Consider the following 23,537-nt stretch of genomic DNA (forward strand, 5'->3'; position numbering starts at 1 on the left):
CGCGTGCCGGGGGCGGCGTTCCCATGCGCCATGCGCTCGCTCCTTTTTCTCCTCGCCCTCGGCTCCACACTCCTCGCGGCCGCGGAGCGGCCGAACATCGTCTTCATCCTCGCCGACGATTTCGGCTACGGCGATCTCGGCTGCATGGGCTGCCCGGACATCCAGACGCCGAACATCGACCGCATCGCGGCGGAGGGCGTGAAGTTCACCGACTTTTATGCCAACGCGCCGGTCTGCACGCCCACGCGCACCGGTTTCATCACAGGCCGCTGGCAGCAGCGCTGCGGCTTGGAGTTCGCGTTCGGCTATCAGGTGGAGCAATTCCGTCGCGTGAAGGGCGAGTGGGTGCCGGAGAAGGACATTCACGCGCTCGGGCTGCCGCTGAATGAGATCACGCTCGCGCAGAAGCTCAAAGCGGCCGGTTACGCCACGGGCGCGTTTGGGAAATGGCATCTCGGCTTCAAAGACGAGTACAATCCGGTGAAGCGCGGCTTCGATGAATACTTCGGCGAATTGCTCGGCCACGCCGACTACTACAAGCACACCTACTACGACGGCACGTACGCCCTGCGCGACGGATTGGAGCCGGTGAAGCGTGATGGCTACTTCACCGACCTCATCAACGAACGCGCCGCGAAGTTCATCCGCGATCACAAAGACGCGCCGTTTTTCATGTATGTGCCGCATCTGGCCGTGCACGCGCCGTTTGAGGCGCCGGACGCACCGGAAACGCCGATGGTGACAAAGGAGACCATGCACCACGGCAGCCGCGCGATTTACAAGGCGATGGTCGAGCGCATCGACCAAGGCGTCGGCATGATTCTCGATGAACTGGAGAAGAACGGCCTCGCCGACAACACGCTCGTCGTCTTCTCCAGCGACAACGGCGGCGAGCGCTACAGCCGCAATCTGCCGCTCTTCCATCACAAGGCCACCGTGTGGGAAGGCGGCATCCGCGTGCCCTGCGTCATGCGCTGGCCGGCGAAACTGCCGAAAGGCAAAGTCACCGCGCAAATGGCCATCACGATGGACCTGCATGCGACCTTCGCCGAGCTCGCGGGTGCCAAAACGCCGCCGGAGAAGCCGCTCGACGGCCTTAATCTCATCCCGCTGCTCACCAGCGATGCGAAATCGGTCGAACGCACCTTCTTCTGGCGGATCGATCGCTCGAATCGCAAGCAGAAGGCCATCCGCCATGGGAAATGGAAGTACCTCAACGATGGCAACACCATGGACCTCCTTTTCGATCTCGAAGCTGACATCGGCGAACGCGTGAACCTCGGCTACCAGCACCCCGAAGTCCTCGAAGACCTCAAAGCGAGGCTCAAAGCCTGGGAAACCGAAATGGACGCGAGCGAGCGGGAGATCTGGGTGAGGTGAGAGCGCCGGGGCGAGTGTCGCCCTTTCAGGGCTCCACGAAATGGGGATCGTCTCGTGTTCCAAACCCGGTGTTGCACACCGGGCTGAGGAATAACGTGCCTTTGGCACTCCGGAAGTCGAATGACGAACGAGGTGGCGTGGCTGATGGGAGAACACCGGCGTTCAGACATTCCTGGCAGGAAGATGCCGGCAGCGAGGCCCCTAGGCCTTTGGTGAGACCACCGCATCGTCAACAAACGAGGTGCCGCCCTGACAACGCTGGCTTTGAGCACCAAAGGTGCGGCATTCCTAAGCCTGCGGGCGAAGCCCCAGGATTGATGATCGCAGCATTCAGCGCTTGGTTTGGCCAAGCCCTGAAAGGGCGTGACTCGACTCCGCGCTTTCGTCATCATTCTTCGCACTCAAACCAGTCACCATGCCGCAATCGCTCTCCCAGGTTCTCATCCACGCGGTTTTCAGCACCAAGAATCGAGAAGCGATGATCCCAGCGGCGATGCGTCCCCGTCTGCATGCCTACCTCGCCACGGTCCTGGATGAGAACGGCTGCCCGTCTCTTCAGGTCGGCGGCACTGACGACCATATCCACGCGTTGTTCGCGCTGTCACGCACACTCACGATTGCGGACGCGATCAAGGAGATGAAAACCGGCTCCAGCCAATGGATGAAGACGCACCTTGGCACCGCCTTCGGGTGGCAGGCTGGGTATGGCGCGTTTTCAGTCGCCGCCTCCCAGAAGGTGCAGGTGATCAAATACATTCAAGGCCAGGAGGCACATCATCGGCTCATCACTTTCCAGGATGAGTTTCGGAAGTTGCTCAAACGCTACGAGGTGGCCTGGGATGAGCGCTATGTGTGGGACTAGCGACGCTCCGCACAGCGCCGAAGGCGCGGCACTCCTCAGCCCAGGATGCAATCCTGGGTTTCACGGGCGGAAAACGCCAGCGATGAACGTCAGCCCTGAAAGGGCGAAACCCGACACCGGGTGATCTTGGCGAGCGGTGGGGTGACTTTGGACACACGGTGTCGAGTGCCGCCCTTTCAGGGCTCCACCGTATTCAGCATGCGGGGGCGTTTCTCGTAAACCCAGGGCTTCGCCCGTGGGCTGAGGAATGACGCGCCCTTGGCGCTCCAGACGTGAACGCTGAAGGTTTCTCAGATGAATCCTCGTTGCTCCTCACGTCACTCCGCTTACCTCTCCCCCGCCATGAACCGCTCCGCACTTCCAAGCCTCGCTCTTTCGCTTCTCACCACCGCCGCGCTCGCTGAAGGTGGTTTCTACGGCGATCCGCCGGACAAGACGCATCCGTGGGCCATTCATGACATGAACCGGCCGCAACCGCCGCGCGTGGAGCCGGGCACATTCAGCTCGCAGGAGCAGCCGGGCAGGCCGCCGTCGGACGCGGTGGTGCTCTTCAGCGGCAAGCCGGAGGAGATTGAGAAGTGGATCTCCGACAAAAACGGCGAACCGACGAAGTGGGTCGTCAAAGACGGGGCGCTGCAATGCGTGCCCGGCAGCGGCTACATCCGCACGAAGGAGGAATTCGGCGACTGCCAGCTTCACATCGAATGGAGCGCCCCGAGCAAGGTCGAGGGCAACAGCCAGGGCCGCGGCAACAGCGGCGTCTTCCTCATGGGCGCGGTGGAGGTGCAGGTGCTCGACAACTACAACAACCCCACCTACGCCGACGGCTTCGCCTCGTCGATCTATGGCATCAACCCGCCCGCGGCGAACCCGCTGCGCGCGCCGGGCGAGTGGCAGGTCTATGACATCGTCTTTCGCAAGCCGGTGTTCAAAGACGGCCAGGAGATCGATCCGGGCTACATCACGGTGTTTGTGAATGGCGTGCTCACGCAGGACCACACGCCGTTCGAAGGCGGTGGCGGCCACATGCGCCGCTCGAAGGCGAAGGCATTTCCGGAGAAAGGCCCACTCAAGATCCAGGATCACGGCAACCCCGTGCGCTTCCGCAACATCTGGTATCGCCCGCTGCCGAAACGTGCGGTCGAAGGCGGCGAATACAGCCGCATGAGCGAGGAAGCGACCGCTGCGAAGCGGGCTGAGATCGCCAAAGGCATCCGCGAGGACGCCGCCAAGCTCGAAGGCAACGCGAAGATGCTGCGCTTCTTCGAGTCCCTGTGCTATGACGAAAATGCCGAGGCGCGCGAGTTCGCCACCGCAGCGGTCAATGACTTCGCCAAGGCGATGACGGCCGTTCCTGCCGACAAGCTCGAGTCGAAGAAGGGCGAGATCCTGCAGGTGGCCAAAGCGCTGCGTTATCTGGCGCAGTGGCAGTTCCTGCCGGCGGACTTTGCGCCGAAGGCAGACCTCGAAGCCATCATCAAGGTGCAGGATTGGGAGCCGAAGCCGAAGAAGAAGTGAGGTGATAAATCCATGCGCGATGTTCCACCAGCCATGCAGCTAGTCTTCGTCGCTATCGTTACACTCTTGGCCATTGGCTGCGCGAGACGTGGCGAAGAAGCCGGGCGAGTGGATGACAAGACGTGGAACGCACCTGACCTTAAAACTCGAACTTCACCCGACTCCAAAAAGCGCCTCCGAGCTGACGTGGATGGAACAAAAATCGTTCTGAAATTTGGTGAAGCAGGTGAGGATCATCCTGTGGACATCATGATTCACCACACAGAGACCATTCCTCTGCCTAAGTATAGCATTTGGGATATGCGCTGGATCAATGACACGGAAGTAGCATTCGAGCATGACGAACTGGGCCTGCGCACTTGGGCTGTCAACGGCACCATCGACATGAAAGTCGATCTCAAGCGCGACTGGGAACCGAAGAACAAGTGATCCAGTGGTGCGGGCAGGAGTGCCCGCATCACCATCAAACCGCGTCCGCGGCCAGAGCGGCGTTGCCGATGATGCCGGCTTCGTTGCTGAAGCGGGCAGGCACGATCTGGAGACGCTCCCACACCACGGTGCTGAGCATGCTCTGCACCTTGTTCTTGAGCGGGCTGAAGATCAGATCGCCTGCCTGCGAGACTCCGCCGCCGATGACGAACACGTCGGGATTGAGCAGCCAGGCGATGCTGGAGAGCGCGGTGCCGAGCCAGTCGGCCACCTCGCTCCAGATCTGGCGGGCGATGTCGTCACCCGCCTGCGCGGCGTCGGCGATCTTCTTCGGAGTGCATTCCGCGATGCTTTTGTCGATCCCGGCCTCCGCATAGCGCTGCACGGCGTGTTCGGAGATCTGCTGGTTGCCGGTGTACTTCTCCAGCGCGCCCAGATTGCCGTAATGGCCGGGTTTGCCGTCGAAATGAATGCTCATCTGGCCGATCTCACCCGCCGCGAAGCCGCTGCCGCGATACATCTTGCCATCCAGCACGAGTCCACCGCCGATGCCGGTGCCGATCGTGAGGCCGACGACGTTTTTCATGCCACGCGCCGCTCCATAGCGGAATTCGGCATAGACCATGGCGTTCGCATCATTCTCGACGAGCACCGGCAGGCCGGTTTTCTCGCCCAGGATGGCCTTCAGCGGCACATGCTTCCACCCAGGCACATTGGTCAGCTCATGCACGAAACCGTGGTCGAAATCGACGAGGCCAGGAACACCGACACCGATGGCGCAGATGTCAGGATAAGTCTGGCGCAGCTTGGCCACACGCGCCGCCATCTCACCGATGAGCGCGGCCGGGCCGTGAAAGTTTCCTGTGGGGATCGGTTCATCGGTGACGAGGAGTTCATCGCCACGGCAGACACCGAGTTTCACGGACGTGCCGCCGAAGTCGATGCCAATGGAGGTTTTGGGAGAGTCAGACATGAAAGGAAATGACGAATGACGAATGACGAATGACGAATGACGAATGACGACGATGCCGCGCTGGTGGGAATTCGTTCGTCATCCGGGACCTGTCACTTCGCCGAAGCGGCGGCGAGATTGCCCACCAAACGCAGACCGTGCAAGGTCAAATCGGAGTCCACGGCGATGGGTTCGCCCATGCCGGAGATGATCCAGGCCGCGTCACCGCCGGTGGCGACGATCTGAGGAGTGCCCGCATCACTTCCCAATTCCTTCTTCAGCGCCTCGAGGATGCCTTTCACCATGCCACGGTAGCCGATGGCGGCTCCGGCGAGGATGGCGGCCTCGGTGGACTGCCCGATGGCACTCTCAGGTTCACGGAGATCGATGCGGGGCAGCAAGGCGGTGCGTTCGTGGAGGTAATCCGTCATCAAACGCAGCCCGGGAGCGATGACGCCACCGATGTAGTGCTTGTCCGCGCTGAGAATGTCGAAGGTGACCGCCGTGCCGAAGTCGATCACGATCCCGGGAGCGCCGTGCATGTGGGCAAGCGCGATGGCATTCGCGAGGCGGTCGGTGCCGATGGAGTTCGGCTTCGGATAGCGGATGCCGATGCCCATCGGGGTGTCATGACGCAGCACGAGGAGGCGATCTCCCAGCACTTCCTCGAAAGCAGGCACCGCTTTCGGCACCACGCTGCAAAGAACGGCGGTTTCAAAGCTCCAGTCACGAACGAGATCACGGACGGCGTCCGGCGAGATCTCTCGCGTGGGATGGTCGCGGTGTTCGAGAATGGATTCGTCTGTGGCGAGGCCGAACTTCGTGCGGCCGTTGCCCACATCGATCAAAAGCTGTCTGCGGCTCATGGTTTGGCTGCCTCAGGCTCCTTCTTGGCCTCTTTCGAGTCTTTCGGCTCCTCTTTGGGCGCTTCACCAAAGGTGCGCACCTCCAGCATGCCTTCAGGTGCGCTCTTCTTTTCCGGCTCCTCTGTTTTCTTCGCCGCAGCCGTCTCGCCTTCGACTGGCAGGGCCTTGGGCGGGTCCTTGGTGACCTTCACGCATTGATAGAGGAGGTTGTAATTGTGCCGAAGGGCGGCCGGGTAGGCGATGCGGCCCGGCTCGGTCACGTTTTCCCGCAGCACCTTCGAGGCGAGGCTGGCGAAGACGTTGCTGCCGAGTTTCGCCGCCTTCTCCGCCGTGCCGCCGACGAGATCGCCCGCCGCTTTGGCCGCGGACTGGCCGCCGCTGCGGAACAGATCGCTGCTGATGCGCCGCTCCTGGATCGAAATGGCCGCCTGGGAGGAAAGCAGCGTGCCGTCCGGGCCGAAGCTCATCTCGATGCTGGCATGGTCATCCGCCGAAAACAGGCCGCGCAGGTGATCCACGCGCACGGAGATGAAGACGCCACCATCAGGCGCTGTGGTGACCTCCGGTTTGTAGGTGCGGTAATCCGTCTCGGAGAATTTGTACTCCGCCGCCTTTTTCCCCTCTTTCGTCCAGCCGCCGAGGCTTTCGCCAAACTGGTCGATGTCCACCTCCACGCCGGCGTGGGCGGCGGCAGTGAGCAGGATCAAAAGGGCGATGGGGCGTTTCATGGCCGCGAAAAGTGCGGCATGGAAGAGCTTTTTCAATCACGGAAGCGGGAGGCTTCGCATGCCTCTTTTCAATTGCGCACCAAACGGAAATCTGAAAGACTCCCATCGCTCAAGCATGAGTATCCCGCCATGAAGAGAGTGCTTTTCCTGCTATCACTTTTTGTTTCAGCCTGCAGCGCCTGGTGCCAAACAGTCGGCAAGGAGGCATCTCCGGCTCAACTGGCCTTCGAGTTGGCTGAGTACAACGCCAAACGCGCCGAGGGCACGACGCGACTCGCCGAGGCGGCAAAAACCCAGTTGAGTCAGGCGCAGCAGGAACAGATGAAGGCGGGCAATCTTGAGGCCGCGAACGCAATCGCCAAGGCCATTGAAAGCCTGCCAATCACCTCGCCTGAGGCGGTGATTCCCCCAGACGGCCTGCCGTCTTCAGCCGTCGGCGTTTTGAAGGATCATGTCAGCAAAGTTTTTGCTGGCATCACAGGCCTGAACAAACTCTTCATCCCAAGATTTGAAAAAGTGAAAACAGATCTGTTGAAGAGTGGAGATCTGGCCGGTGCGAACGCGGCGGCGGTAAAAGCTCAAGAATTAACAGACGAGTCCGCAAAACTGAGTCCTGGCAAGGCTGGCTCGGGCGGCAAGCAGGAGGCCGTGGAAAGCTTCACTGTCGAGGCCTTGATCGACGGTGGCAGCGAGCTACACGTGACCAAGGAGGGTATTTATTGGATGGTGCCGGGTGGAGAGGCCAAGCCGGGCCTGCACCAGGGATCCAATGAAGCCACTTATGTGAACGGAACCCGTTGGAAGCCCCAATGGCGGATCAAGGGGGATCGCGGTCCCGATACCAGCGAGGTTTATCCCATCAAGACCACTTCTCCGAAACTGGCATCTGAAACCGTGCAGGTTTCCAAAGAACGCTTCGGCAAGAACGAAAACCGCACACCTGTGGTCACCTCCATCAAGGACGATCACTTTGTGGTGACGATTCGTGATCCTGAAGGAGGATCACGCTGGTACAAGCTGCGCATCAAAGCCATCCCGTGAATGATGCCTGGCGGCGGGAGAAATGTGTCCCGCCTCCTCACGTCAGCCGTCCGGTGATGTAAGACTCCGTCAGCGGATCATTCGGCCGGTTGAAGATGGTCATCGTGTCGTCCTCCTCGATCAGCTTGCCCTTGTAGAAGAAGGCGGTGCGGTCGGCGATGCGTTTCGCCTGCTCCATGTTGTGGGTGACGATGATGAAGGTGTATTGACCGCGGAGCTGGTGGATCAACTCCTCGATGCGGGCGGTGGCGATGGGATCGAGCGCCGCGCAGGGCTCGTCCATGAGCAGGATGCGCGGCTGCAAGGCGATGGCTCGTGCGATGCACAGGCGCTGCTGCTGGCCGCCGGAGAGACCGGTGGCCATCTCGTCGAGCCGGTCCTTCACCTCGTCCCAGAGCGCGGCCGAGCGCAGGCTGCGCTCGGCAGCTTCTTCGAGGTCGTGGCGGTCCTTCACGCCCGCCACGCGCAGGCCATAGACGGCGTTTTCAAAGATGGAGCGCGGGAAGGGGTTGTACTTCTGGAACACCATGCCGACGTTGCGGCGCAGGCTGATCACATCGACCTCGGGTGCGTACAAATCGACGCCATCAATGGTGATGCGGCCGCTGACGACGCGGGCGGAATCGACGAGGTCGTTGATGCGGTTGATGGCGCGCAGGAGCGTGCTTTTGCCACATCCGGAGGGGCCGATCAGGGCCGTCACGTCCCTGCGCTGCATGTTCAAATCGACATCGAAGAGCACCTGGTGGTCGCCATAGGCATAGTTGAACTTCTCCACACGGATGAGCGGCTCTTCGGGGGCGGGAGCTGGACTGTTGGCGGCCATTTCAACTGAAGGTGCCGCGGAGGTAGGACTCCGTCAGCTTTTCGCGGGGATTGGTGAAGAGTTCCTCGGTCGGGGCGAATTCGACCAGCTTGCCGAGGTGGAGGAAGGCGGTAAAGTCGCTCACGCGCACGGCCTGCTGCATGTTGTGGGTGACGATGACGATGGTGTAGTTCTGCGAGAGCTGGTGCATGAGCTCCTCGATCTTCAGCGTGGAGATCGGATCCAGAGCGGAGCACGGCTCGTCCATCAGGAGCACATCCGGCAGCGTGGCGATGGCGCGTGCGATGCAAAGACGCTGCTGCTGGCCGCCGGAGAGGGCGAGCGCATTGGCCTGCAGGCGGTCTTTGAGGTCATCCCACAGCGCGGCTTGGGTCAGGGAACGCTCGACGGCTTCATCGAGGACGCTTTTGCGCTTTTCCCCATGGATGCGGAGCCCGTAGGCCACGTTCTCGTAGATGCTCTTCGGGAACGGATTCGACTTCTGGAAGACCATGCCCACCTGCTTTCGGAGCTGGGTCAGATCGACATCGGAGTCGTGGATGTTCTTTCCTTTGACCAGCACGGCGCCTTTCGTCACGCGGGCACCGGTGACGCGGTCGTTCATGCGGTTGATGCAGCGCAGCAGGGTGCTCTTGCCGCAGCCGGAGGGGCCGATCAGGGCGGTGACGCGATGATATTGCACCTGCAGATGGATGTCATGCAGCGCCGGGCTGGCACCGTAGCAGAAGTCCATGTCGCGCACCTGGACGACCGGCGGTTTGGCGGCGGAACTGGGGTCAGGTGTCACCATTTGTATTTCTTGCGAAGGTGAATGCGCAGCCAGATGGAGGCCGCGGCCAGCGTGGCCACCAGCACCAGGAAAACGAACACGGAGCCGTATTGCGCACGCTCGGCATACTCGTTTTGCGGGATCTTGGCGGCCAGGGTGTAGATGTGATACGGCAGCGCCTGCACCGATTCGGTGAAGATGCCGAGGAAGCGCGACACGCTCTGCTCCCAATGGGCGAAAATGGACGCGTCGGCCGGCAGCGGCGGCAGGTCCTTCTGCCAGGGCAGCTTGTCTTTGAAGGCGAGCGCGGCGGTGAACATGATCGGCGCTGTTTCGCCGGCCGCACGGGCGATGCCGAGGATGCTGGAGGTGAGAATGCCCGGCGTGGCGAACGGCAGCACGCTGTAACGGATCGTCTGCCAGCGCGTGGCACCCAGCGCCATGCTCGTCTCACGAAATCCCTGCGGCACGGCTTGAAGGCACTGCTCGCTGGCGGTGATGATCACGGGCAGGATGACGAAGGCGAGGGTGAAGCCGCCGGAAAGCACGCAGGTGTCCCAGCCTTCAAAGCTGAGGGTGGTGAATCCCAGCGGAATGGAGAAGACGGAGCGCTCCGCAGGCACATCGACGAACTTCGGCGCGGTCAAAACGAAGGCCCCGAGGCCAAACAGGCCGAACACGACGGAAGGAACGCCCGCGAGGTTCAAGATGGCCAGGCGCACGGTTTCGAGGAACTTCCCCTTCTTCGCGTACTCGCTCAAATAGATGGCGCAGGAGACGCCCAGAAAGAGGGCGACGCTGACGCTGACGACCACGAGCAACGCGGTGCCCACAATCGGCCCGAGAATGCCGCCGCCGGAGTAGGAGATGGTTTTTTCGGAGAGAAAGTTTTCGCCGAGCTGCTTTTTGACCGCGTCCGCTCCGTTCACATCCGTCTCGATGTGCTGGCCCTGCTTGCCTTCAATGACGTGAAGCGTGGCAGGCAGCTCGGTGAGGAACTGGGTGTTGATGAACGGCCACTTCGACTGGAAGGCCACGGGCGCTCCTTTGACGAAGATGTGCAGCATGATGGCCGCGGTGGTCAGGACGACGAGGTAGCTGCCGGCACGCAGGGCCCAGCGTGCGGCGGTCTCGCGCTTCTGGATGCCGGAGTTGTCGCCAGCGAAGGGGTTTTCGGCAGTGGGGACGGGATTCATGCCTTGTGAGGTTCAAAACGGCGAGCCACGGCCCGGGCGCACCAGTTGACGAGCAGGGAGATGGCAAAGAGCACGATGCCGACCATGAAAAGCGCCTGCCAGTGCGAGCTGCCACGCGAGACCTCGCCCAGCTCCTGGGCGATGATGCCGGTGAGCGTGTGCGCCGGCTGGAAGATGACGCCCGGACCGGCGCTGAAGTCGGGAATGGCGATGCGATTCCCCGCGACGAGCAGCACGACCATCGTTTCACCGATCACGCGGCCCAAACCGAGCAGGATGGCGGAAAGAATGCCCGAGATGCCGGCTGGAACGATGACGCGGAAGACGGTCTGCAGCTTCGTGGCTCCGAGAGCGTCCGAAGCGTCGATGTAGGCACGGGGCACGTTGTTCAGGGCGTCTTCAGAGAGGCTGAACATGGTGGGCACGGCCATGAAGGCGAGCAGGCAGCCGGCATTGAACATGTTCAGGCGTTCCTGGATCGGGAAACCGGGCACCCACTGGAGAAAGCCCCATTCGCTGACCTCCTTGATCAAATTGCCGACGAGCGAGATGCCGATGAACCCGAGCACGACGGATGGAATGGCCTGAATGAACTCGATCACCGGCTTGATGAGTTCCTTTTCACGATCGGTGGCAAACTGGTTCGTATAAATGGCCGCGATGACGCTGATCGGCGTGGCGATGAGAACGGCGATGAGCGCAATGACGACCGAGCCTGCCAGCAGCGGGACGAAACCGTAGAAGTCCTGCCAGGAGCTGTTGGTGATCCATTCGGTGCCGAAGAAGAAGGCGCCGATAACGCTGAAGATGGAGACGGGTTTGTCCCACTGCCACGCTTGCATCCGGCCGGCGGCGGCCTTGATCTCCGCGATGTGGGCGGGAACGGCGGCACGGACCTGGTCCACGAGCACGTTGTTCTGCGGAAAGGCCTTCACCGCCTCCTCCAGCGTGACGGTGTATTCGTGCATCTTGGTGGCGAGTTCCCCGCGGCGCTCCAGCAAAGGGGTGATGCGTTCGGCGAAATCGACCGGTTCCAGCTTTGAGGCCTCGGCTTCCTTGAGCAGGTCGGCCCTGGCTGCGGCGTCGGTGGTTTTGGCGGCCGCGTTGAGCAACTGCTGGCGGCCTTCTTCGAGGGTGTGGAACTCCACGGCGAGTTCCTTTGTCTCCTTGGCCAGCTCCTTGAGTTCGTCCAGAACCTCGGCGGCGGGTTCGATGGCGGTGTCGAAGGTGTCCTCCGCATCACTGAGCACTTCCTTGGCCGCAGGGTCGGTGGTGGCGGCCCAGGCACGGCGCAGGACGCTGGTGAGGTCCTGCTGCTGCTTGAGGGGATTGTCGGCGATGTCGCACAGCTCCAGGCCGGCTTTCCGATAGGTTTCCAGCTCACGCCGGTAGGTGGGCAGGAAGTCGATGCCTTCGCGAACGAGGAAGATCATGATCAGCACCAGGACGATGACGGCGGTGCTGGCGTTCGCACCGAAGAAGTGCTTGATGATCTGCTGTGGATCGAAACCTAGCACGGTGCGCTTGCGGGTCCTGACGATCAGGCTGCGCAATGGTGGCCGACTGGATGATTCGGAGGGGGCCATGAAAGGGGTTTCAGTCCATCAAACGAGAATCCGGCGAGGAGAATTCTCTTCTCCATCGCCGGATTTGTGAAGGGGTCAACCAACGATTACTTCATCTGGGAAAGCGGAACGAAGCCCGTTTTGGAGATGATCGCGTCACCGGCGGCACCGCGGCAGAAGTCGATGAATTCCTTGATGGTGCCGGAAGGTTCGCCGCTGGTGTAGAGGAAGGTGGGGCGGGCGAGGACGTAGCTTTTCACCGCCGCCGGATTCGGGAAGGCTCCGTCGATGGAGACGACCTTGATGCCGCTCGCTCCCGCGTAGGCGTAGCCCACGTAGCCGATGCCGTTGGCGTTGGAGGAGACTTCGGAGACGATCTGCTCGTTGCCGGCCATCTTCTGGCTGTTGGAGCCGTACTCGCGGCCTTTCATGGCCATGGTCATGAAGTCCTTGTAGGTGCCTGAGGAGGTGTTGCGGGTGTAAACGGAGATGGGGCCGGGAGAGCCGCCGAGCTCGCTCCAGTCCTTGATGTCGCCGGCGAAGATCTGCATCACGTGCTTCTTTTTGAGGTCGGTGATGGGGTTGTTCTTGTTCACCACGACGGTGATCATGTCCCAGGCGATCTCGATCTCGTTGATGGCGATGCCCTTGCTGCGGCAGAGGGTGCGCTCGTCGGCCTTGATCTTGCGGGAGGACATGCCGATCTCGGCCGTGCCGGCGGCCAGGTTGGTGAAGGCGGTGGAGGAGCCTTCGGCGGCGATGTCGAAGCTGACCTTGCCGCCCTGCTTCTTGAACGCTTCCGCCAGCGACGGCACGAGCTTCGCACCGAGGGTGTCGGAGCCGCGGATGCGGAGGGTGGTCTGGGCCTGGGCGGAGAAAGCCGCAGTGAGGGTGATGCAGAGGGCGATGAGGGTGGATTTCATGGATGAATGGTGAAGATGGGGCGGGCAGTGAACGCCGCGAGGGTGTCTGAGCCGCGCCAATGGTCAAAACGGCCTGTGTGAAGAAATCGTCACGAATGACGAGTCTGCCAGCCAGACTGAGTGACGGAAGTGTCACACAAGGCCTCTCGCGGGCAGGAGGCCCGGTCGGTTAAAGAAACGGCGCGTCACGCCAATGTGACGGACTGAACGCAAATCTGACAACCCTGAAACACACACATGCTCAAGACCACCTCCCAACGTGCCTTGGCCCGCATGCTCGCCCTCATCGCGGCGATTGGCGTGGCGCTGCCTCCCTCACTGCCTCTGACGGCCAGTCCGGCGATGGAAAAACTTTTCTACATCCTGAAACAGAAGGGATCGATCACCGCCGACGAGTATGACCTCCTCATCCAGACGATGAAGGCGGAGGAAAAGAGCACGCCCAAGCCCGCCCCTGCCAATGACCCGGCGATCGCCCAACGTCTGGAGCAAACAGAATCGAAGGTGGAGAACCTGGAGAACGTGCTCGGAGCCACGAAGGGGCAGGTCGAGGAGCTCACCCGCGTGAGCGACAACACTTCCCCGTCCACCCTGAGCAAGGCTGACATTGACGCGCTCCTCTCGGACAAGTGGTATGAACGCGTCAAAGTGCGCGGTTACATCCAGACGCGTTTCGTTGGCATCCTGGGTGATGATGACATCCCCGGCTATCATCAGCCGAACGACAGCACGATCGCCAGCGACATCGCCGGCATCGGTATCCGCCGTGGCCGCCTGGTTTTCAGCGGTGACGTGACGGACCACGTTTTCCTCTATTTGCAGGCGGACTACATGGCCGGCGTTGGCGGCTCGAACGCGCTGCAGGCACGCGACGTGTATGCCGACGTGTCGTTGGACCCTGCACGTGAGTTCCGTGTGCGTCTGGGCCTGTCGAAGGTACCTTACGGCTTCTCGAACATGCAGTCCTCGCAGAACCGCTACGCGCTGGAGCGGCCTGATGCGTTGAACTCCGCCGTCGAAGGCGAGCGTGACCTTGGCGCTTACTTCATCTGGGCTCCTTATGAGATTCGCAACCGTTTCAAGGATCTCGTCAAAATGGGTCTGCGCGGCTCCGGTGACTACGGCGTGGTGAACCTCGGGGTCTATAACGGCCAGGGCATCAACAACGCCGACCGCAATGGCGACATGCACTACATCGCCCACGTGGCATGGCCGCATGAGTTCGCCAACGGCCAGATCCTCGAAGTCGGTGCCAGCGCCTTCACCGGGCGATACGTTCCGACGGTTGCGACCATTCCAGGCGTTCCTGGCCCCGGCCCCACCTTTGACTCCAGCGGTGTGCGGGACGAGCGCGTGGCCGTCAATGCCATCCTTTATCCGCAGCCGTTCGGCATCGAAACGGAGTGGACCTGGGGCCGCGAACCGACGCTCAGCCAGGACATGCGCAGCATCGTCAGCGACACCACCTCCGGCGGCTTCGTGCAGGCCGTTTATCGTCACGTCTTCCCGAACCAGTCGGAACTGCTGCCCTTTGTGCGCTGGCAGACCTTCGACGGCGCGCGCAAATTTGCCGCCAACGCCCCCCGCACCCGCGTCAACGAAGTCGCCTTCGGCATCGAATACATCCCGTATCCCGAGGTGGAGCTCACCCTCATGTATGCCACCGGCACGCGCACCAACACCACCGACAATCCGGCCGTCGCCGGGCCACGTTATCGTGACGTGAATTACCACTACCTCGGCATCCAGGCGCAGATCAACTTCTAGCGCACCGGCGCAACACTTTGGTTGTGAGGTATGAGAACCGGACGTGCCGTGGGTGCGTCCGGTTTTCTGTTTTTCCCGCCCGTCTCTTGCCGGGTTGATTTGCCGGAGGTTATCCCTTAGCCTCCCCGCCGCAGCCAACCCTGCGGCCTTCATGGAAAACACTCTCCAGCAGATCCTTTATGTCGCGGCGGCCATCGTTTTCGCCATCTCCTGCCGGTCATTTGAAAACCGCCTCATCCAGAAACTTGGCTGGTTTTCGCTGCTGGGCGCCTCGTATCTGGCCGGTTTCTACCTGAGCGGCGGCCAGCACCTCGGCGGACTGCTTTGCGTGGGGGCCTGGTTCATGCTGCCGTGGCTGGAGATCATCTTCCGCGTCCGCAGGCTGCGTTTCCCGATCAAGAGCGAGATCAAACACCGCTTTCCACCGTCGCGGGACGTGTTTCCTGAGCTCGGGGACCTCAGCAGTGAGGCTGAGGACGCCGGATTTGCCGAAGTGGGGGACACTGGCTGGAAGTGGAGCCAGACCGACCACTTCATGCGTCTTTTTTATCATGCGGAAAAGCGCATCCAGGCCGCCATCGCGCTGGCACTCCAGGGCGATTTTGGCTTCTCCTACGTCAGCCTCACCTCCCGGACGAAAGACGGCATCAGCTACACGACGACGAACTACCCCTTCGCCGCCACCATGAAGCACTCCCCCAAGCAGCGGCTGAACCGCTACACCCACGCGGCCTCGTTTGAAGATCTGCTGGAGCGGCATGAGAGCTTCCTCCACAGTCAGGGCATCGCCACAGAGGCGCTGGCGCTGCAGGACACCGAATTCCTGCATGCCTACATCGAGCGCGACATGAGCGCCCAGATCGACCACAACATCACCGCCGGAGTCATCGAGCCGACAGGGAATGGTGAATTCCGCTACTCCTGGCGTGGCTGCTTCTTTCTCTACTGGCAGGTCGTGAAAGACATGCTGCGCGTGTGATTTCTGCGGCTCACGAGCCCGGATTCTGCGGCTGCGGCTGGTTCCGGGCCGCTTCCTCGGCCGCCCGACGGGCCGCCTCTTCCGCCGCACGTTGCGCAGCCTCCTGGGCGGCGCGTTGGGCTTCCTCCTGCGCACGCCGCATTTGTTCTTCCGCCGCCCGACGGGCCTGTTCCTCGGCCTGACGCTGAGCCATCTCCTGGGCACGCCGCATCTGCTCTTCCGCCTGACGGCGGGCCTCTTCTTCCGCCCGACGTTGAGCCATTTCCTGCTCGCGGCGCATTTGCTCCTCCGCCGCCCGACGGGCCTGCTCCTCGGCCTGGCGCTGGGCCATCTCCTGCTCGCGGCGCATCTGCTCTTCGGCGGCCCGGCGGGCTTCCTCTTCCGCCCGACGTTGCGCGATTTCCTGCTCGCGCTGCATTTGTTCCTCCGCCGCACGACGGGCCTGCTCCTCGGCCTGTTTCTGCGCCATTTCTTGGGAACGACGCATTTCAGCCTCAGCCTGGGCCCGGGCTTCCTCCTCCGCGCGGCGTTGCGCCATCTCTTGTTCACGACGTGTCTGCTCCGCGGCCTGCTGCTGCGCCATTTCCTGGGCGCGGCGGGCCGTTTCCTCCTGCTGGCGTTGCATCTGCGCGGCTTCTGCCTGCTGGCGGACGCGTTCCGCCTGCTCCGCAGTGGCCTTGGCTTCTTCGACGGCCATTTTTTCCGCCGCCGCCCGCTGCTGCGCGGCTTGTTCCTCCAACTGACGTTGCTGCATGGCCGCGGCTTCCGCCTGTTGGCGCGTCCGTTCAGTCTCGGCGGAAGCCTGGGCCTGTTCAGCGGCCATTTTCGCGGCTGCGGCACGCTGCTGTGCCTCCTGCTCCTCTTGCTGCTGCCGGTGACGCATCGCGAAGCCTTTCCCAGCCTCCTCGGGACGTCCTGCTGGCGGCATGGCGCGTTTTTCCGCGTCGCCATCCGCCGGTTCACTCCCTTCGCGGTGACGATCGCCTTGCGGCCGCCGTTCGGCCTCGGCCACAGCCTCTGCGGTCGTCTTTTCTGCCATGGCAGGCTGCGGTGGCGTCGTTTCCACTGGAGTCGCAGCACTTGGCGGCGTCGTTGCCGCGGCGGGTGGCTGCGCAGGCGCTTCGTTGTTCGTCACGACTGCCGGAGGGGCGTCAGGGGCGGAAGCACCGGCGGTAGCGGGAGCCTGGGCGGCTTCACCAGGCCTTTTCCAGCGCGACTGCGGCGTCCCGCGCGTTTCGCCGTCTTTTTGCGCATGGTGCTCCCGCATGCCGGCGGCAAAACCGCGGCCGGGCATCGTGGGTGGCGTGGCTGCTTCTGCGGTGGAGGCTGTCGCTGCGGGCGGATCTTCCACCGCGATGGCGGGCCGCACGGTTTCCGTGGAATTCCGCGGAGCGTCCGGCCTCGGCTGGCTTCCCTGGCGTTCCGTCATCCGCGGAAACGGCGCTGTCGGTCTGATGGACGGCCGTTTTTCCTGCTGCACGGCGGCGCTGGCCCTGTCCTCCGCGATCGTTTCGCGAATCTCATGCGCCACACGCTGCGACAGGCCATCAAAGGCATCCACCCGCTTCGGCCTCTCGATACGGTCGGTGATCTTCGGGCGGGCTGGCAGCGTTTCCTTTCTGCCGGCGGAGAAATCCACGATCATCGGCTGCATGCGGGACGGCTCCCGATGATGGCCCGGCCGGTGCGCCGGAATCTGGTCCACGGCGGCCGTCTGCACCTGCACTTGCTGCACCGGACGCGCGCAAGCCTGCTCCACCTGCGTCCGGGGCGGTCCGCCGTGGTGCTTGAAGACATGCGGGCGCTGGCGGTCGTCACAACGCACGATCTGCGTCACGTTCACGCTGCTTTGGAAAATGCCTGTGTTCTGCGTCACCGGGGCGCACACGCTGGTGTAACTCGGCTGCACGAAGTGATTGGTGGTGATGAAGACGTAGCTGGCCGGGCCCAGGTTGTATTGGGCGTCACAATCCCGATACACCCCCGTGCAGGGTCCCGGATCCGGCGGCAGCGGTGCCCAGCCGACGTAATCCCGGCTCTGACGCCACGCGACCCAGGCGGGTGCCCACTCGCTGCCAGGCACCCAGACCCAGCCATACTGCGCCAGATTCACCCAGCGGCCGTAGTGATACACGATCCAGCCAAACGGCTCGTTCGACTGCCAGGTCCAGCCCAGGGACGACCAGGACCAGCTGCCATCCACATACGGCCGCCAGCGCGCGGTGGTGATCGTGGGCCGCCAGCAGTAGCCGTAGCCACTCACATCGAACCAGCGGCCATGAGGCGTCAGTTGATCATAAAAGAGGGAGTAATCTGATGGCGGAGTCGTCACGGGAATGGCCGCCGCAGGCATCGCAGGCGGCAGCCGTTGCCCGATGTCGTCGCTCTGGCGGCGTGCGCTCTCGGCCTGGGAACGCAATTCATCGTTCTGCCGCTGCAAATCATCCAGCGAGCGCCGCAACCCGGCGTTTTCCTGCTCCTTGAGCGCCTGCGTCATGTCGGCCAGTTGCTTGTCCATCAGCGCCGTACGGGTTTCGATCTCCAGCGCCTGCCGTTGCAGCGCATCCCGCGCCGCGGCCAGTTCTTCCTGCGTCTGGCCCAAAGCAGGATCCGTCCGGCCAGCGTCCGCCACAGCCGCACCCTCCGGTTTGTCGCAACTGACGAGCGGCAGCAAGGCCGCGAGGGCGAGGAGGGAGCGCAGGCAGGTCTTCATGGCGTGGGGCTCTGACGCCGGTTACTGCCCGGCCATTCAATTCGTTTCCGGCAGCGTCCCGGTCGTCAGCGTTTCCGCTTCACCAGTTGCTGCGTCTGACGCGTCTTCAGCATCAAGTCGGCCTCCAGCACGCCGCTGAAATGCGTCAGCGGGTAGATGACGCTGCGCCGGCCGATGATGCTGCCGGGGCTGATCACGCTGTTGCAGCCGATCTCGGCATGATCGCCCACGATGGCGCCGAATTTCCGCAAACCGGTGGGCAGGGAGTCCGCATCCGTCCGCACGTGAACCTCCAGGCGGTCCAGCCGCACATTGGAGAGCACCACGCCCGCGCCGAGGTGCGCCTTGTGTCCGAGGATCGAGTCGCCGACGTAATTGTAGTGCGGGATTTCGCAGCCATCGAAAACGACGCAGTTCTTGAACTCGCACGAGTTCCCCAGCACGCAGCCATCGCCGATGATCACGTTCTCGCGAATGTAGCAGCCAGCACGGAGCTGGCAGTTCCGGCCGATCCACGCGGGGCCTTTGATCACCACGCCTGGCTCCAGCGTGGTGCCTTCGTCGATGAACACATCCTCGCTGATGAACGCCCCGGGCGGCACCTGCACGCGGATCTCACGCTGAAGACGGAACTCCAGATACTGCTCCACCCGTGTCAGCGCCGTCCACACCGGCGAGTCATCCGGAAACAGGATGCCATGCTTCGTGTGCGTGAGATCGAGGTAGTCGCGGGCGGGGAACACGGCGGGTTTCAAGTTTCAGGTTCGAAGTTTCAAGTTTTCTGCGGATGCTCGTTTGAGGTGAACTTGAAACCTGCAACTTCAAACTTGGAACCGCCGTGCCTTAGACCGTCAGAATCTCCTTCTCCTTTGACACCACGTGCTGGTCGATCTCCGCGATCTTCTTATCCGTCATCGCTTGCACGTCCTTTTCCAGTCGGCGGAGGTCGTCCTCGGTGATGGCACCGTCCTTCTCGCCCTTTTTCAGGGCCTCCAACGCGTCACGACGGGCCGAGCGCACGCGCACACGGGCTTCCTCGCCCAGGGTCTTGCACATCTTCACCATCTGCTCGCGACGTTCCTGTGAGAGGGCCGGAATCGGCAGGCGGATCACCTTTCCTTCGATGCTGCCGTTCAAACCCAGCCGCGACTCACGGATCGCACGGTCGATGTCCTGCAACGTGGCCGGATCGAAGGGCTCGATGCGGATCAGCCGCGCGTCCGGCGTGGTGATCATCGCGAGCTGCTTCATCTTCATGTGGCTGCCGTAGCTCATCACATGCACGTCCATGTTTTCGACCAGTGTCGGCGATGCCTTGCCGGTGCGCACTGTGGCAAATTCGTGGATGGCATGTTCCACGGCCTTCGTCATGGCCTCGTCGGCCTCCATGATGGTCATTTCAGGGTCCATAGGCTTGATACTTCGACCAGCACCTCCCGGAATGCAATCGGGCATCAGCCCTTCGCATCCACCAGCGTGCCGATGTGCTCACCCGTGAGCGCACGGCGGATGTTGTCCGGCTCGTTCATGCTGAAGACACCAATGGGCATGTTGTTCTCCATGCACAGCGAGAACGCCGTGGCGTCCATCACCTTGAGCTGGCGTGTGAGGCACTCGTGAAAGCTGATGCGGTCGAACTTCTTCGCGTCCGGATTCTTGTTCGGATCGGCGTCGTAGATGCCATCGACCTTCGTCGCCTTCAAAACGATCTCCGCGTTCACCTCGCTGGCACGCAGCGCGGCCGTCGTGTCGGTGGAGAAGAAAGGATTGCCCGTCCCTGCGGCGAAGATCACCACGCGGCCGAGTTCGAGATGGCGCATGGCCTTCCGGCGCACGAACGGCTCGGCCACATTGTCCATCTTGATCGCGCTTTGCACACGCGTCGGCACGTCCATCGCCTCCAGCATGCTCTGCACAGCCAGCGAGTTCATCACGGTGGCCAGCATGCCCATGTAATCGGCCGTGGCACGCTCCATGCCTTTGTTCGAGGCGCTCACGCCGCGCCAGAAATTGCCGCCACCCACCACCAGGGCGATCTCCAGGCCGGTCTGATGCGCCGCCTTGATCTGCGCCGCCATGTCCTCGACGATCGGCGGGCTGATGTTGTCCGCGCTCCCCGGCTGCCTCAATGCCTCGCCGCTGAGTTTGAGCAGAACACGACGATATTTACGAGGAGAAGCGGAGTCAGGCATGAAAGAGCGGATTTGACCCATAAAGCATGAGCGCAGGGGCCTTGCAAAGCCAAATCTGCTGCGGCATGCATCGCGCATGAAAGAAGACCCGACCATCCCGCCTGACGCCCGTTTTGAGACCCGTGCCATCCACGTTGGCCAGGACTGGCGCAGCGAAACCGGCGCCGTGATCCCGCCGATCTACATGACCTCGACCTTCGAGACGGGCAACCCTGGCGGCTTCGACTACACACGCAGCGGCAATCCGAACTTCCGCAACCTCCAGGCCACGCTGGCCAGCCTCGAAAACGCGAAGCATTGCACCGCGTTCGCCAGCGGCATCAGCAGCATCAGCGCCATCATGTTTTCACTGAAGGCGGGCGATGTCATCCTCTCCGAGGAGCAGATCTACGGCGCGACCTACCGGCTCTTCGAACGCGTGCTGCGTCGCTTCAACATCACGATCAAATACGCCAACCTCTCCAACCCGGCGAACTACGGCCTCATCACGCAGCTCAAACCGGCGCTTGTCTGGCTCGAATCGCCGACCAATCCGCTGCTGAAGGTCCTCGATATCCAGGCGATCAGCGATGTTGCCCACAGCGTCGGCAGTGTCGTCGCCGTGGACAACACTTTCGCCTCCAGCCTGCTGCAGCAGCCGCTCGATCTCGGGGCCGACCTCTCCCAGCTCAGCACCACCAAGTACACCAACGGCCACAGCGACTGCCTCGGTGGAGCCGTGTGCACGAACAACGATGAGTGGCAGGAAAAGATGATCTTCGCGCAAAAAGCGCTCGGTCTGCAGCCCAGCCCCTTCGACGCCTGGCTCGTCGCCCGCGGTGCGAAGACCGAGGCCGTGCGTCTGGAGCGCCACAGCGCGAACGCCTTGGAACTGGCCAGGCGCCTGGAGGGCCGCAAAGGCGTCAAGGGCGTGAAGTATCCTTTCCTGCCCAGCCATCCGCAGCACGAACTCGCCAAGAAGCAGATGAAAGCCGGCAGCGGCATGCTCCTGGCCGATTTCGGCCTCAGTTACGCCGACACCCTCGCGTTCATCCGTCGTCTGCGGCTTTTCACCCAGGCGGAAAGCCTCGGCGGCATCGAAAGCCTCGTCGCCCATCCCGCCAGCATGACCCACGCCTCGATTCCCAAAGAAACCCGCGAAGCCGCCGGCGTCACCGACGGCCTCGTCCGCTTCTCCGTCGGCATCGAGCACGTCGAGGATCTGTGGGCGGACATCGATGCAGCTTTGGCAAAGAAGTGAGCCGGGGCAAACCGCTGATCAGACGCCAATCTGACGCTGATGAATGAATCCCTTTATTAGCGTCTGATTAGCGTCATATCAGCGGTTCAAACCCCGATTTAGATGACCGACCTCTTCAAAAACCCTCTTTGCAACGCCGAGGATCTCGGCAAGGCGATCCCTGATCACGAACTCGGCGTGTCGGTATGTCTGCCGTTGTGGAAGCACGTCATCGGCTACGAGGAGGGCGATCAGGAGATCGTTTCCAAATTCAAATCCGGCTACCCCCGCTTTTGCTGCCCGCCAGCCATCACGCGGCTGTTTGAAGCAGCGGAAAAGGATTTCGCAGGTGCTGGTGAACGCTGCCTTGTCTTTCCGCGTGTCGTGCATGCGGAACGCTGCGTGAAGTTCATCGAAACCGGCCGTGCGGTCGAATGGACCGCGCACCAACTCGGCGTCGCCGTATTTCCGGCCGACAGTTACGTCAAGGCACGCAAGTTCTGGCGCTTCTGCGGCGAATGCGTGAGCACACGGCAGGCCTGCGATGCCTTGGGTGAGCACGTAAGCGAAGCGACCGCCGAGGACGGCAAAGCAGCGAACCGCACCATCCGCGAACGCATCGCGCAACTCGCCGGACAGCAGCCGGAGGATGTGTTTCTCTTCCCTTCCGGCATGGCGGCGAACTTTGCGGTGCATCGCATGCTCACGCATCTGTTCCCGGACCGTAAAACCGCGCAACTCGACTTCCCGTATGTCGATGTGCTGAAGCTGCAGCAATTCTTCGGCAGCGGCGCACACTTCCTGCCGCTCATCAAAGACAGCGAGTATGATGATCTGTGCACGCTGCTGCAAAACGAGCCGCTGGCCGGCCTCTTCTGCGAAGCGCCGAGCAACCCACTGCTGCGCTGCGTCGATTTCGAGCGCTTGCTGGCCATTCGTGCCGCCGCGCAGCCTGGGGTGCCGATCATCGTCGATGACACCATCTCCACCGTCGCCCATGCCGATGCGCATCGCGTTGCCGATGTCGTCACGACAAGCCTGACGAAGAGTTTTTCCGGCGCGGGCGATGTGCTGGCAGGCAGCGTCGTGTTGAATCGTCAATCACTGCATCACGCGGCCTTCTCCGCCTTTTTGACCGCCCACGCCGATCACGAACTCTGGCGTGGCGATGCCGTGGCGCTCGAACTCAACAGCCGCGACTTCGTGCAGCGTGCCGTTACCATGAGCCGCAATGCGCAGGCTCTCGCCGATCATCTGCGTTCGCACCCAAAGGTCGATCGAGTCTGGCATGCGGCCACGGAAGGCGGACGCGGCTACGAATTCATCCGCCGCGAGAATGGCGGCCATGGCTGTCTGTTCTCCTTCACGCTCAAAGATCCCGCACAAACGAGCGCGAACTTCTACGACGCGTTGCGCGTGTGCAAAGGCCCCAGCCTCGGCACGAATTTCACCCTCGTGTGCCCCTACACCCTGCTCGCGCATTACGAGGAGCTCGACTGGGTCGAGAGTGTCGGCGTCAGCCGCTGGCTCATCCGCGTGTCCGCCGGTCTGGAGGACACCCAGGAGCTCATCGCACGGTTTGATGAGGCGTTGGTGCTCGTTTGAACTGCGA

Annotated in this window: 21 protein-coding genes; 9 read left to right on the plus strand and 12 right to left on the minus strand. The window is 62.3% G+C overall.

All coding sequences use genetic code 11. From position 1 onward, the window contains the following. Positions 1-30: 30 nt before the first annotated feature. The 4 genes from IAE77_RS12485 to IAE77_RS12500 all read left to right on the plus strand — a co-directional run bounded on the left by IAE77_RS12485 (position 31) and on the right by IAE77_RS12500 (position 4,189). Positions 31-1,380, plus strand: coding sequence for a sulfatase (locus tag IAE77_RS12485; RefSeq protein ID WP_294226931.1), 1,350 nt, complete (start codon positions 31-33; stop codon positions 1,378-1,380). A gap of 415 nt (positions 1,381-1,795) precedes the next feature. Beyond that, positions 1,796-2,242, plus strand: coding sequence for a transposase (locus tag IAE77_RS12490; protein WP_294226933.1), 447 nt, complete (start codon positions 1,796-1,798; stop codon positions 2,240-2,242). Positions 2,243-2,584: 342 nt separating this feature from the next. Continuing rightward, positions 2,585-3,760 (plus strand): DUF1080 domain-containing protein, encoded by a 1,176-nt coding sequence (locus IAE77_RS12495; protein ID WP_294226934.1) that lies wholly within the window; start codon positions 2,585-2,587, stop codon positions 3,758-3,760. A gap of 33 nt (positions 3,761-3,793) precedes the next feature. Then, positions 3,794-4,189 carry a hypothetical protein gene (locus IAE77_RS12500; RefSeq protein ID WP_294226936.1) on the plus strand — a complete coding sequence of 132 codons (396 nt, stop codon included), beginning with the start codon at positions 3,794-3,796 and terminating at the stop codon, positions 4,187-4,189. A gap of 34 nt (positions 4,190-4,223) precedes the next feature. Here the strand turns inward: IAE77_RS12500 and IAE77_RS12505 are convergent, their stop codons facing one another. From IAE77_RS12505 to IAE77_RS12515, 3 genes are all read right to left on the minus strand, one after another. After that, positions 4,224-5,162, minus strand: coding sequence for an ROK family protein (locus IAE77_RS12505; protein ID WP_294226938.1), 939 nt, complete (start codon positions 5,160-5,162; stop codon positions 4,224-4,226). 92 nt (positions 5,163-5,254) lie between these two features. Beyond that, positions 5,255-6,007 carry a type III pantothenate kinase gene (locus tag IAE77_RS12510; protein ID WP_294226940.1) on the minus strand — a complete coding sequence of 251 codons (753 nt, stop codon included), beginning with the start codon at positions 6,005-6,007 and terminating at the stop codon, positions 5,255-5,257. Then, positions 6,004-6,735 (minus strand): hypothetical protein, encoded by a 732-nt coding sequence (locus IAE77_RS12515; RefSeq protein WP_294226942.1) that lies wholly within the window; start codon positions 6,733-6,735, stop codon positions 6,004-6,006. Before IAE77_RS12515 ends, IAE77_RS12510 begins: the two co-directional genes overlap by 4 nt. An 18-nt stretch (positions 6,736-6,753) precedes the next feature. On the opposite strand from IAE77_RS12515, the gene IAE77_RS12520 reads away from it, so the two are divergent. Beyond that, positions 6,754-7,776 (plus strand): hypothetical protein, encoded by a 1,023-nt coding sequence (locus IAE77_RS12520; RefSeq protein ID WP_294226944.1) that lies wholly within the window; start codon positions 6,754-6,756, stop codon positions 7,774-7,776. Positions 7,777-7,813: 37 nt separating this feature from the next. Here IAE77_RS12520 and pstB (IAE77_RS12525) read toward each other — a convergent pair whose 3' ends face one another. The 5 genes from pstB (IAE77_RS12525) to IAE77_RS12545 form a co-directional block, all read right to left on the minus strand. Further along, positions 7,814-8,602 (minus strand): phosphate ABC transporter ATP-binding protein PstB, encoded by a 789-nt coding sequence (pstB, locus tag IAE77_RS12525; RefSeq protein ID WP_294226947.1) that lies wholly within the window; start codon positions 8,600-8,602, stop codon positions 7,814-7,816. A gap of 1 nt (position 8,603) precedes the next feature. Beyond that, positions 8,604-9,392: a phosphate ABC transporter ATP-binding protein PstB gene (gene pstB, locus IAE77_RS12530; protein ID WP_294226948.1), complete on the minus strand. Its 789-nt coding sequence runs from the start codon at positions 9,390-9,392 to the stop codon at positions 8,604-8,606. Next, on the minus strand, positions 9,386-10,567 hold the full coding sequence (gene pstA, locus IAE77_RS12535) for a phosphate ABC transporter permease PstA (RefSeq protein WP_294226950.1): 1,182 nt from the start codon (positions 10,565-10,567) through the stop codon (positions 9,386-9,388). Before pstA ends, pstB (IAE77_RS12530) begins: the two co-directional genes overlap by 7 nt. Beyond that, on the minus strand, positions 10,564-12,153 hold the full coding sequence (gene pstC / locus IAE77_RS12540) for a phosphate ABC transporter permease subunit PstC (RefSeq protein WP_294226951.1): 1,590 nt from the start codon (positions 12,151-12,153) through the stop codon (positions 10,564-10,566). The genes pstA and pstC overlap by 4 nt, the downstream gene beginning before the upstream one ends. An 86-nt stretch (positions 12,154-12,239) precedes the next feature. Further along, complete coding sequence (locus tag IAE77_RS12545; protein ID WP_294226953.1) at positions 12,240-13,055, minus strand: PstS family phosphate ABC transporter substrate-binding protein; 816 nt, start codon at positions 13,053-13,055, stop codon at positions 12,240-12,242. Positions 13,056-13,292: 237 nt separating this feature from the next. Between IAE77_RS12545 and IAE77_RS12550 the strand changes: the two genes are divergently transcribed. Both IAE77_RS12550 and IAE77_RS12555 read left to right on the plus strand, forming a co-directional pair. Next, positions 13,293-14,822, plus strand: a complete 1,530-nt coding sequence (locus IAE77_RS12550) for a porin (protein ID WP_294226955.1) — start codon at positions 13,293-13,295, stop codon at positions 14,820-14,822. A gap of 151 nt (positions 14,823-14,973) precedes the next feature. Continuing rightward, the gene (locus IAE77_RS12555) at positions 14,974-15,801 is read left to right on the plus strand and encodes a hypothetical protein (RefSeq protein WP_294226957.1); all 828 of its coding nucleotides are present in this window, start codon (positions 14,974-14,976) and stop codon (positions 15,799-15,801) included. Positions 15,802-15,811: 10 nt separating this feature from the next. On the opposite strand, the gene IAE77_RS12560 is transcribed toward IAE77_RS12555, so the two are convergent. The 4 genes from IAE77_RS12560 to pyrH form a co-directional block, all read right to left on the minus strand. Further along, on the minus strand, positions 15,812-18,514 hold the full coding sequence (locus IAE77_RS12560; protein ID WP_294226958.1) for a DUF6600 domain-containing protein: 2,703 nt from the start codon (positions 18,512-18,514) through the stop codon (positions 15,812-15,814). A gap of 65 nt (positions 18,515-18,579) precedes the next feature. After that, positions 18,580-19,257 carry a UDP-N-acetylglucosamine diphosphorylase gene (locus IAE77_RS12565; protein ID WP_294226960.1) on the minus strand — a complete coding sequence of 226 codons (678 nt, stop codon included), beginning with the start codon at positions 19,255-19,257 and terminating at the stop codon, positions 18,580-18,582. Positions 19,258-19,357: 100 nt separating this feature from the next. Further along, positions 19,358-19,903 (minus strand): ribosome recycling factor, encoded by a 546-nt coding sequence (gene frr / locus IAE77_RS12570; RefSeq protein WP_294226962.1) that lies wholly within the window; start codon positions 19,901-19,903, stop codon positions 19,358-19,360. A gap of 65 nt (positions 19,904-19,968) precedes the next feature. After that, entirely contained in the window at positions 19,969-20,706 is a 738-nt protein-coding gene (gene pyrH / locus IAE77_RS12575; protein ID WP_294226963.1) for a UMP kinase, read from the minus strand. 76 nt (positions 20,707-20,782) lie between these two features. Between pyrH and IAE77_RS12580 the strand changes: the two genes are divergently transcribed. Next, complete coding sequence (locus tag IAE77_RS12580; protein WP_294226965.1) at positions 20,783-21,946, plus strand: PLP-dependent aspartate aminotransferase family protein; 1,164 nt, start codon at positions 20,783-20,785, stop codon at positions 21,944-21,946. 102 nt (positions 21,947-22,048) lie between these two features. Then, positions 22,049-23,530, plus strand: coding sequence for a PLP-dependent transferase (locus IAE77_RS12585; protein WP_294226966.1), 1,482 nt, complete (start codon positions 22,049-22,051; stop codon positions 23,528-23,530). Positions 23,531-23,537: the final 7 nt, after the last annotated feature.

This window comes from Prosthecobacter sp., from assembly GCF_014879935.1.
GTDB lineage: Bacteria > Verrucomicrobiota > Verrucomicrobiia > Verrucomicrobiales > Verrucomicrobiaceae > Prosthecobacter.

Excerpts from the sequence above, each read along its gene's own strand:
- IAE77_RS12485 (WP_294226931.1), top strand. The coding sequence starts at position 31 with ATGCGCTCGCTCCTTTTTCTCCTCGCCCTCGGCTCCACACTCCTCGCG.
- frr (WP_294226962.1), bottom strand. The coding sequence starts at position 19,903 with ATGGAGGCCGACGAGGCCATGACGAAGGCCGTGGAACATGCCATCCAC.
- IAE77_RS12515 (WP_294226942.1), bottom strand. The coding sequence starts at position 6,735 with ATGAAACGCCCCATCGCCCTTTTGATCCTGCTCACTGCCGCCGCCCAC.
- pyrH (WP_294226963.1), bottom strand. The coding sequence starts at position 20,706 with ATGCCTGACTCCGCTTCTCCTCGTAAATATCGTCGTGTTCTGCTCAAA.
- pstB (WP_294226947.1), bottom strand. The coding sequence starts at position 8,602 with ATGGCCGCCAACAGTCCAGCTCCCGCCCCCGAAGAGCCGCTCATCCGT.
- IAE77_RS12560 (WP_294226958.1), bottom strand. The coding sequence starts at position 18,514 with ATGAAGACCTGCCTGCGCTCCCTCCTCGCCCTCGCGGCCTTGCTGCCG.
- IAE77_RS12555 (WP_294226957.1), top strand. The coding sequence starts at position 14,974 with ATGGAAAACACTCTCCAGCAGATCCTTTATGTCGCGGCGGCCATCGTT.
- IAE77_RS12510 (WP_294226940.1), bottom strand. The coding sequence starts at position 6,007 with ATGAGCCGCAGACAGCTTTTGATCGATGTGGGCAACGGCCGCACGAAG.
- IAE77_RS12500 (WP_294226936.1), top strand. The coding sequence starts at position 3,794 with ATGCAGCTAGTCTTCGTCGCTATCGTTACACTCTTGGCCATTGGCTGC.
- pstB (WP_294226948.1), bottom strand. The coding sequence starts at position 9,392 with ATGGTGACACCTGACCCCAGTTCCGCCGCCAAACCGCCGGTCGTCCAG.
- IAE77_RS12490 (WP_294226933.1), top strand. The coding sequence starts at position 1,796 with ATGCCGCAATCGCTCTCCCAGGTTCTCATCCACGCGGTTTTCAGCACC.
- IAE77_RS12520 (WP_294226944.1), top strand. The coding sequence starts at position 6,754 with ATGGAAGAGCTTTTTCAATCACGGAAGCGGGAGGCTTCGCATGCCTCT.
- IAE77_RS12505 (WP_294226938.1), bottom strand. The coding sequence starts at position 5,162 with ATGTCTGACTCTCCCAAAACCTCCATTGGCATCGACTTCGGCGGCACG.
- IAE77_RS12550 (WP_294226955.1), top strand. The coding sequence starts at position 13,293 with ATGCTCAAGACCACCTCCCAACGTGCCTTGGCCCGCATGCTCGCCCTC.
- pstC (WP_294226951.1), bottom strand. The coding sequence starts at position 12,153 with ATGGCCCCCTCCGAATCATCCAGTCGGCCACCATTGCGCAGCCTGATC.
- IAE77_RS12545 (WP_294226953.1), bottom strand. The coding sequence starts at position 13,055 with ATGAAATCCACCCTCATCGCCCTCTGCATCACCCTCACTGCGGCTTTC.
- IAE77_RS12495 (WP_294226934.1), top strand. The coding sequence starts at position 2,585 with ATGAACCGCTCCGCACTTCCAAGCCTCGCTCTTTCGCTTCTCACCACC.
- IAE77_RS12585 (WP_294226966.1), top strand. The coding sequence starts at position 22,049 with ATGACCGACCTCTTCAAAAACCCTCTTTGCAACGCCGAGGATCTCGGC.
- IAE77_RS12580 (WP_294226965.1), top strand. The coding sequence starts at position 20,783 with ATGAAAGAAGACCCGACCATCCCGCCTGACGCCCGTTTTGAGACCCGT.
- pstA (WP_294226950.1), bottom strand. The coding sequence starts at position 10,567 with ATGAATCCCGTCCCCACTGCCGAAAACCCCTTCGCTGGCGACAACTCC.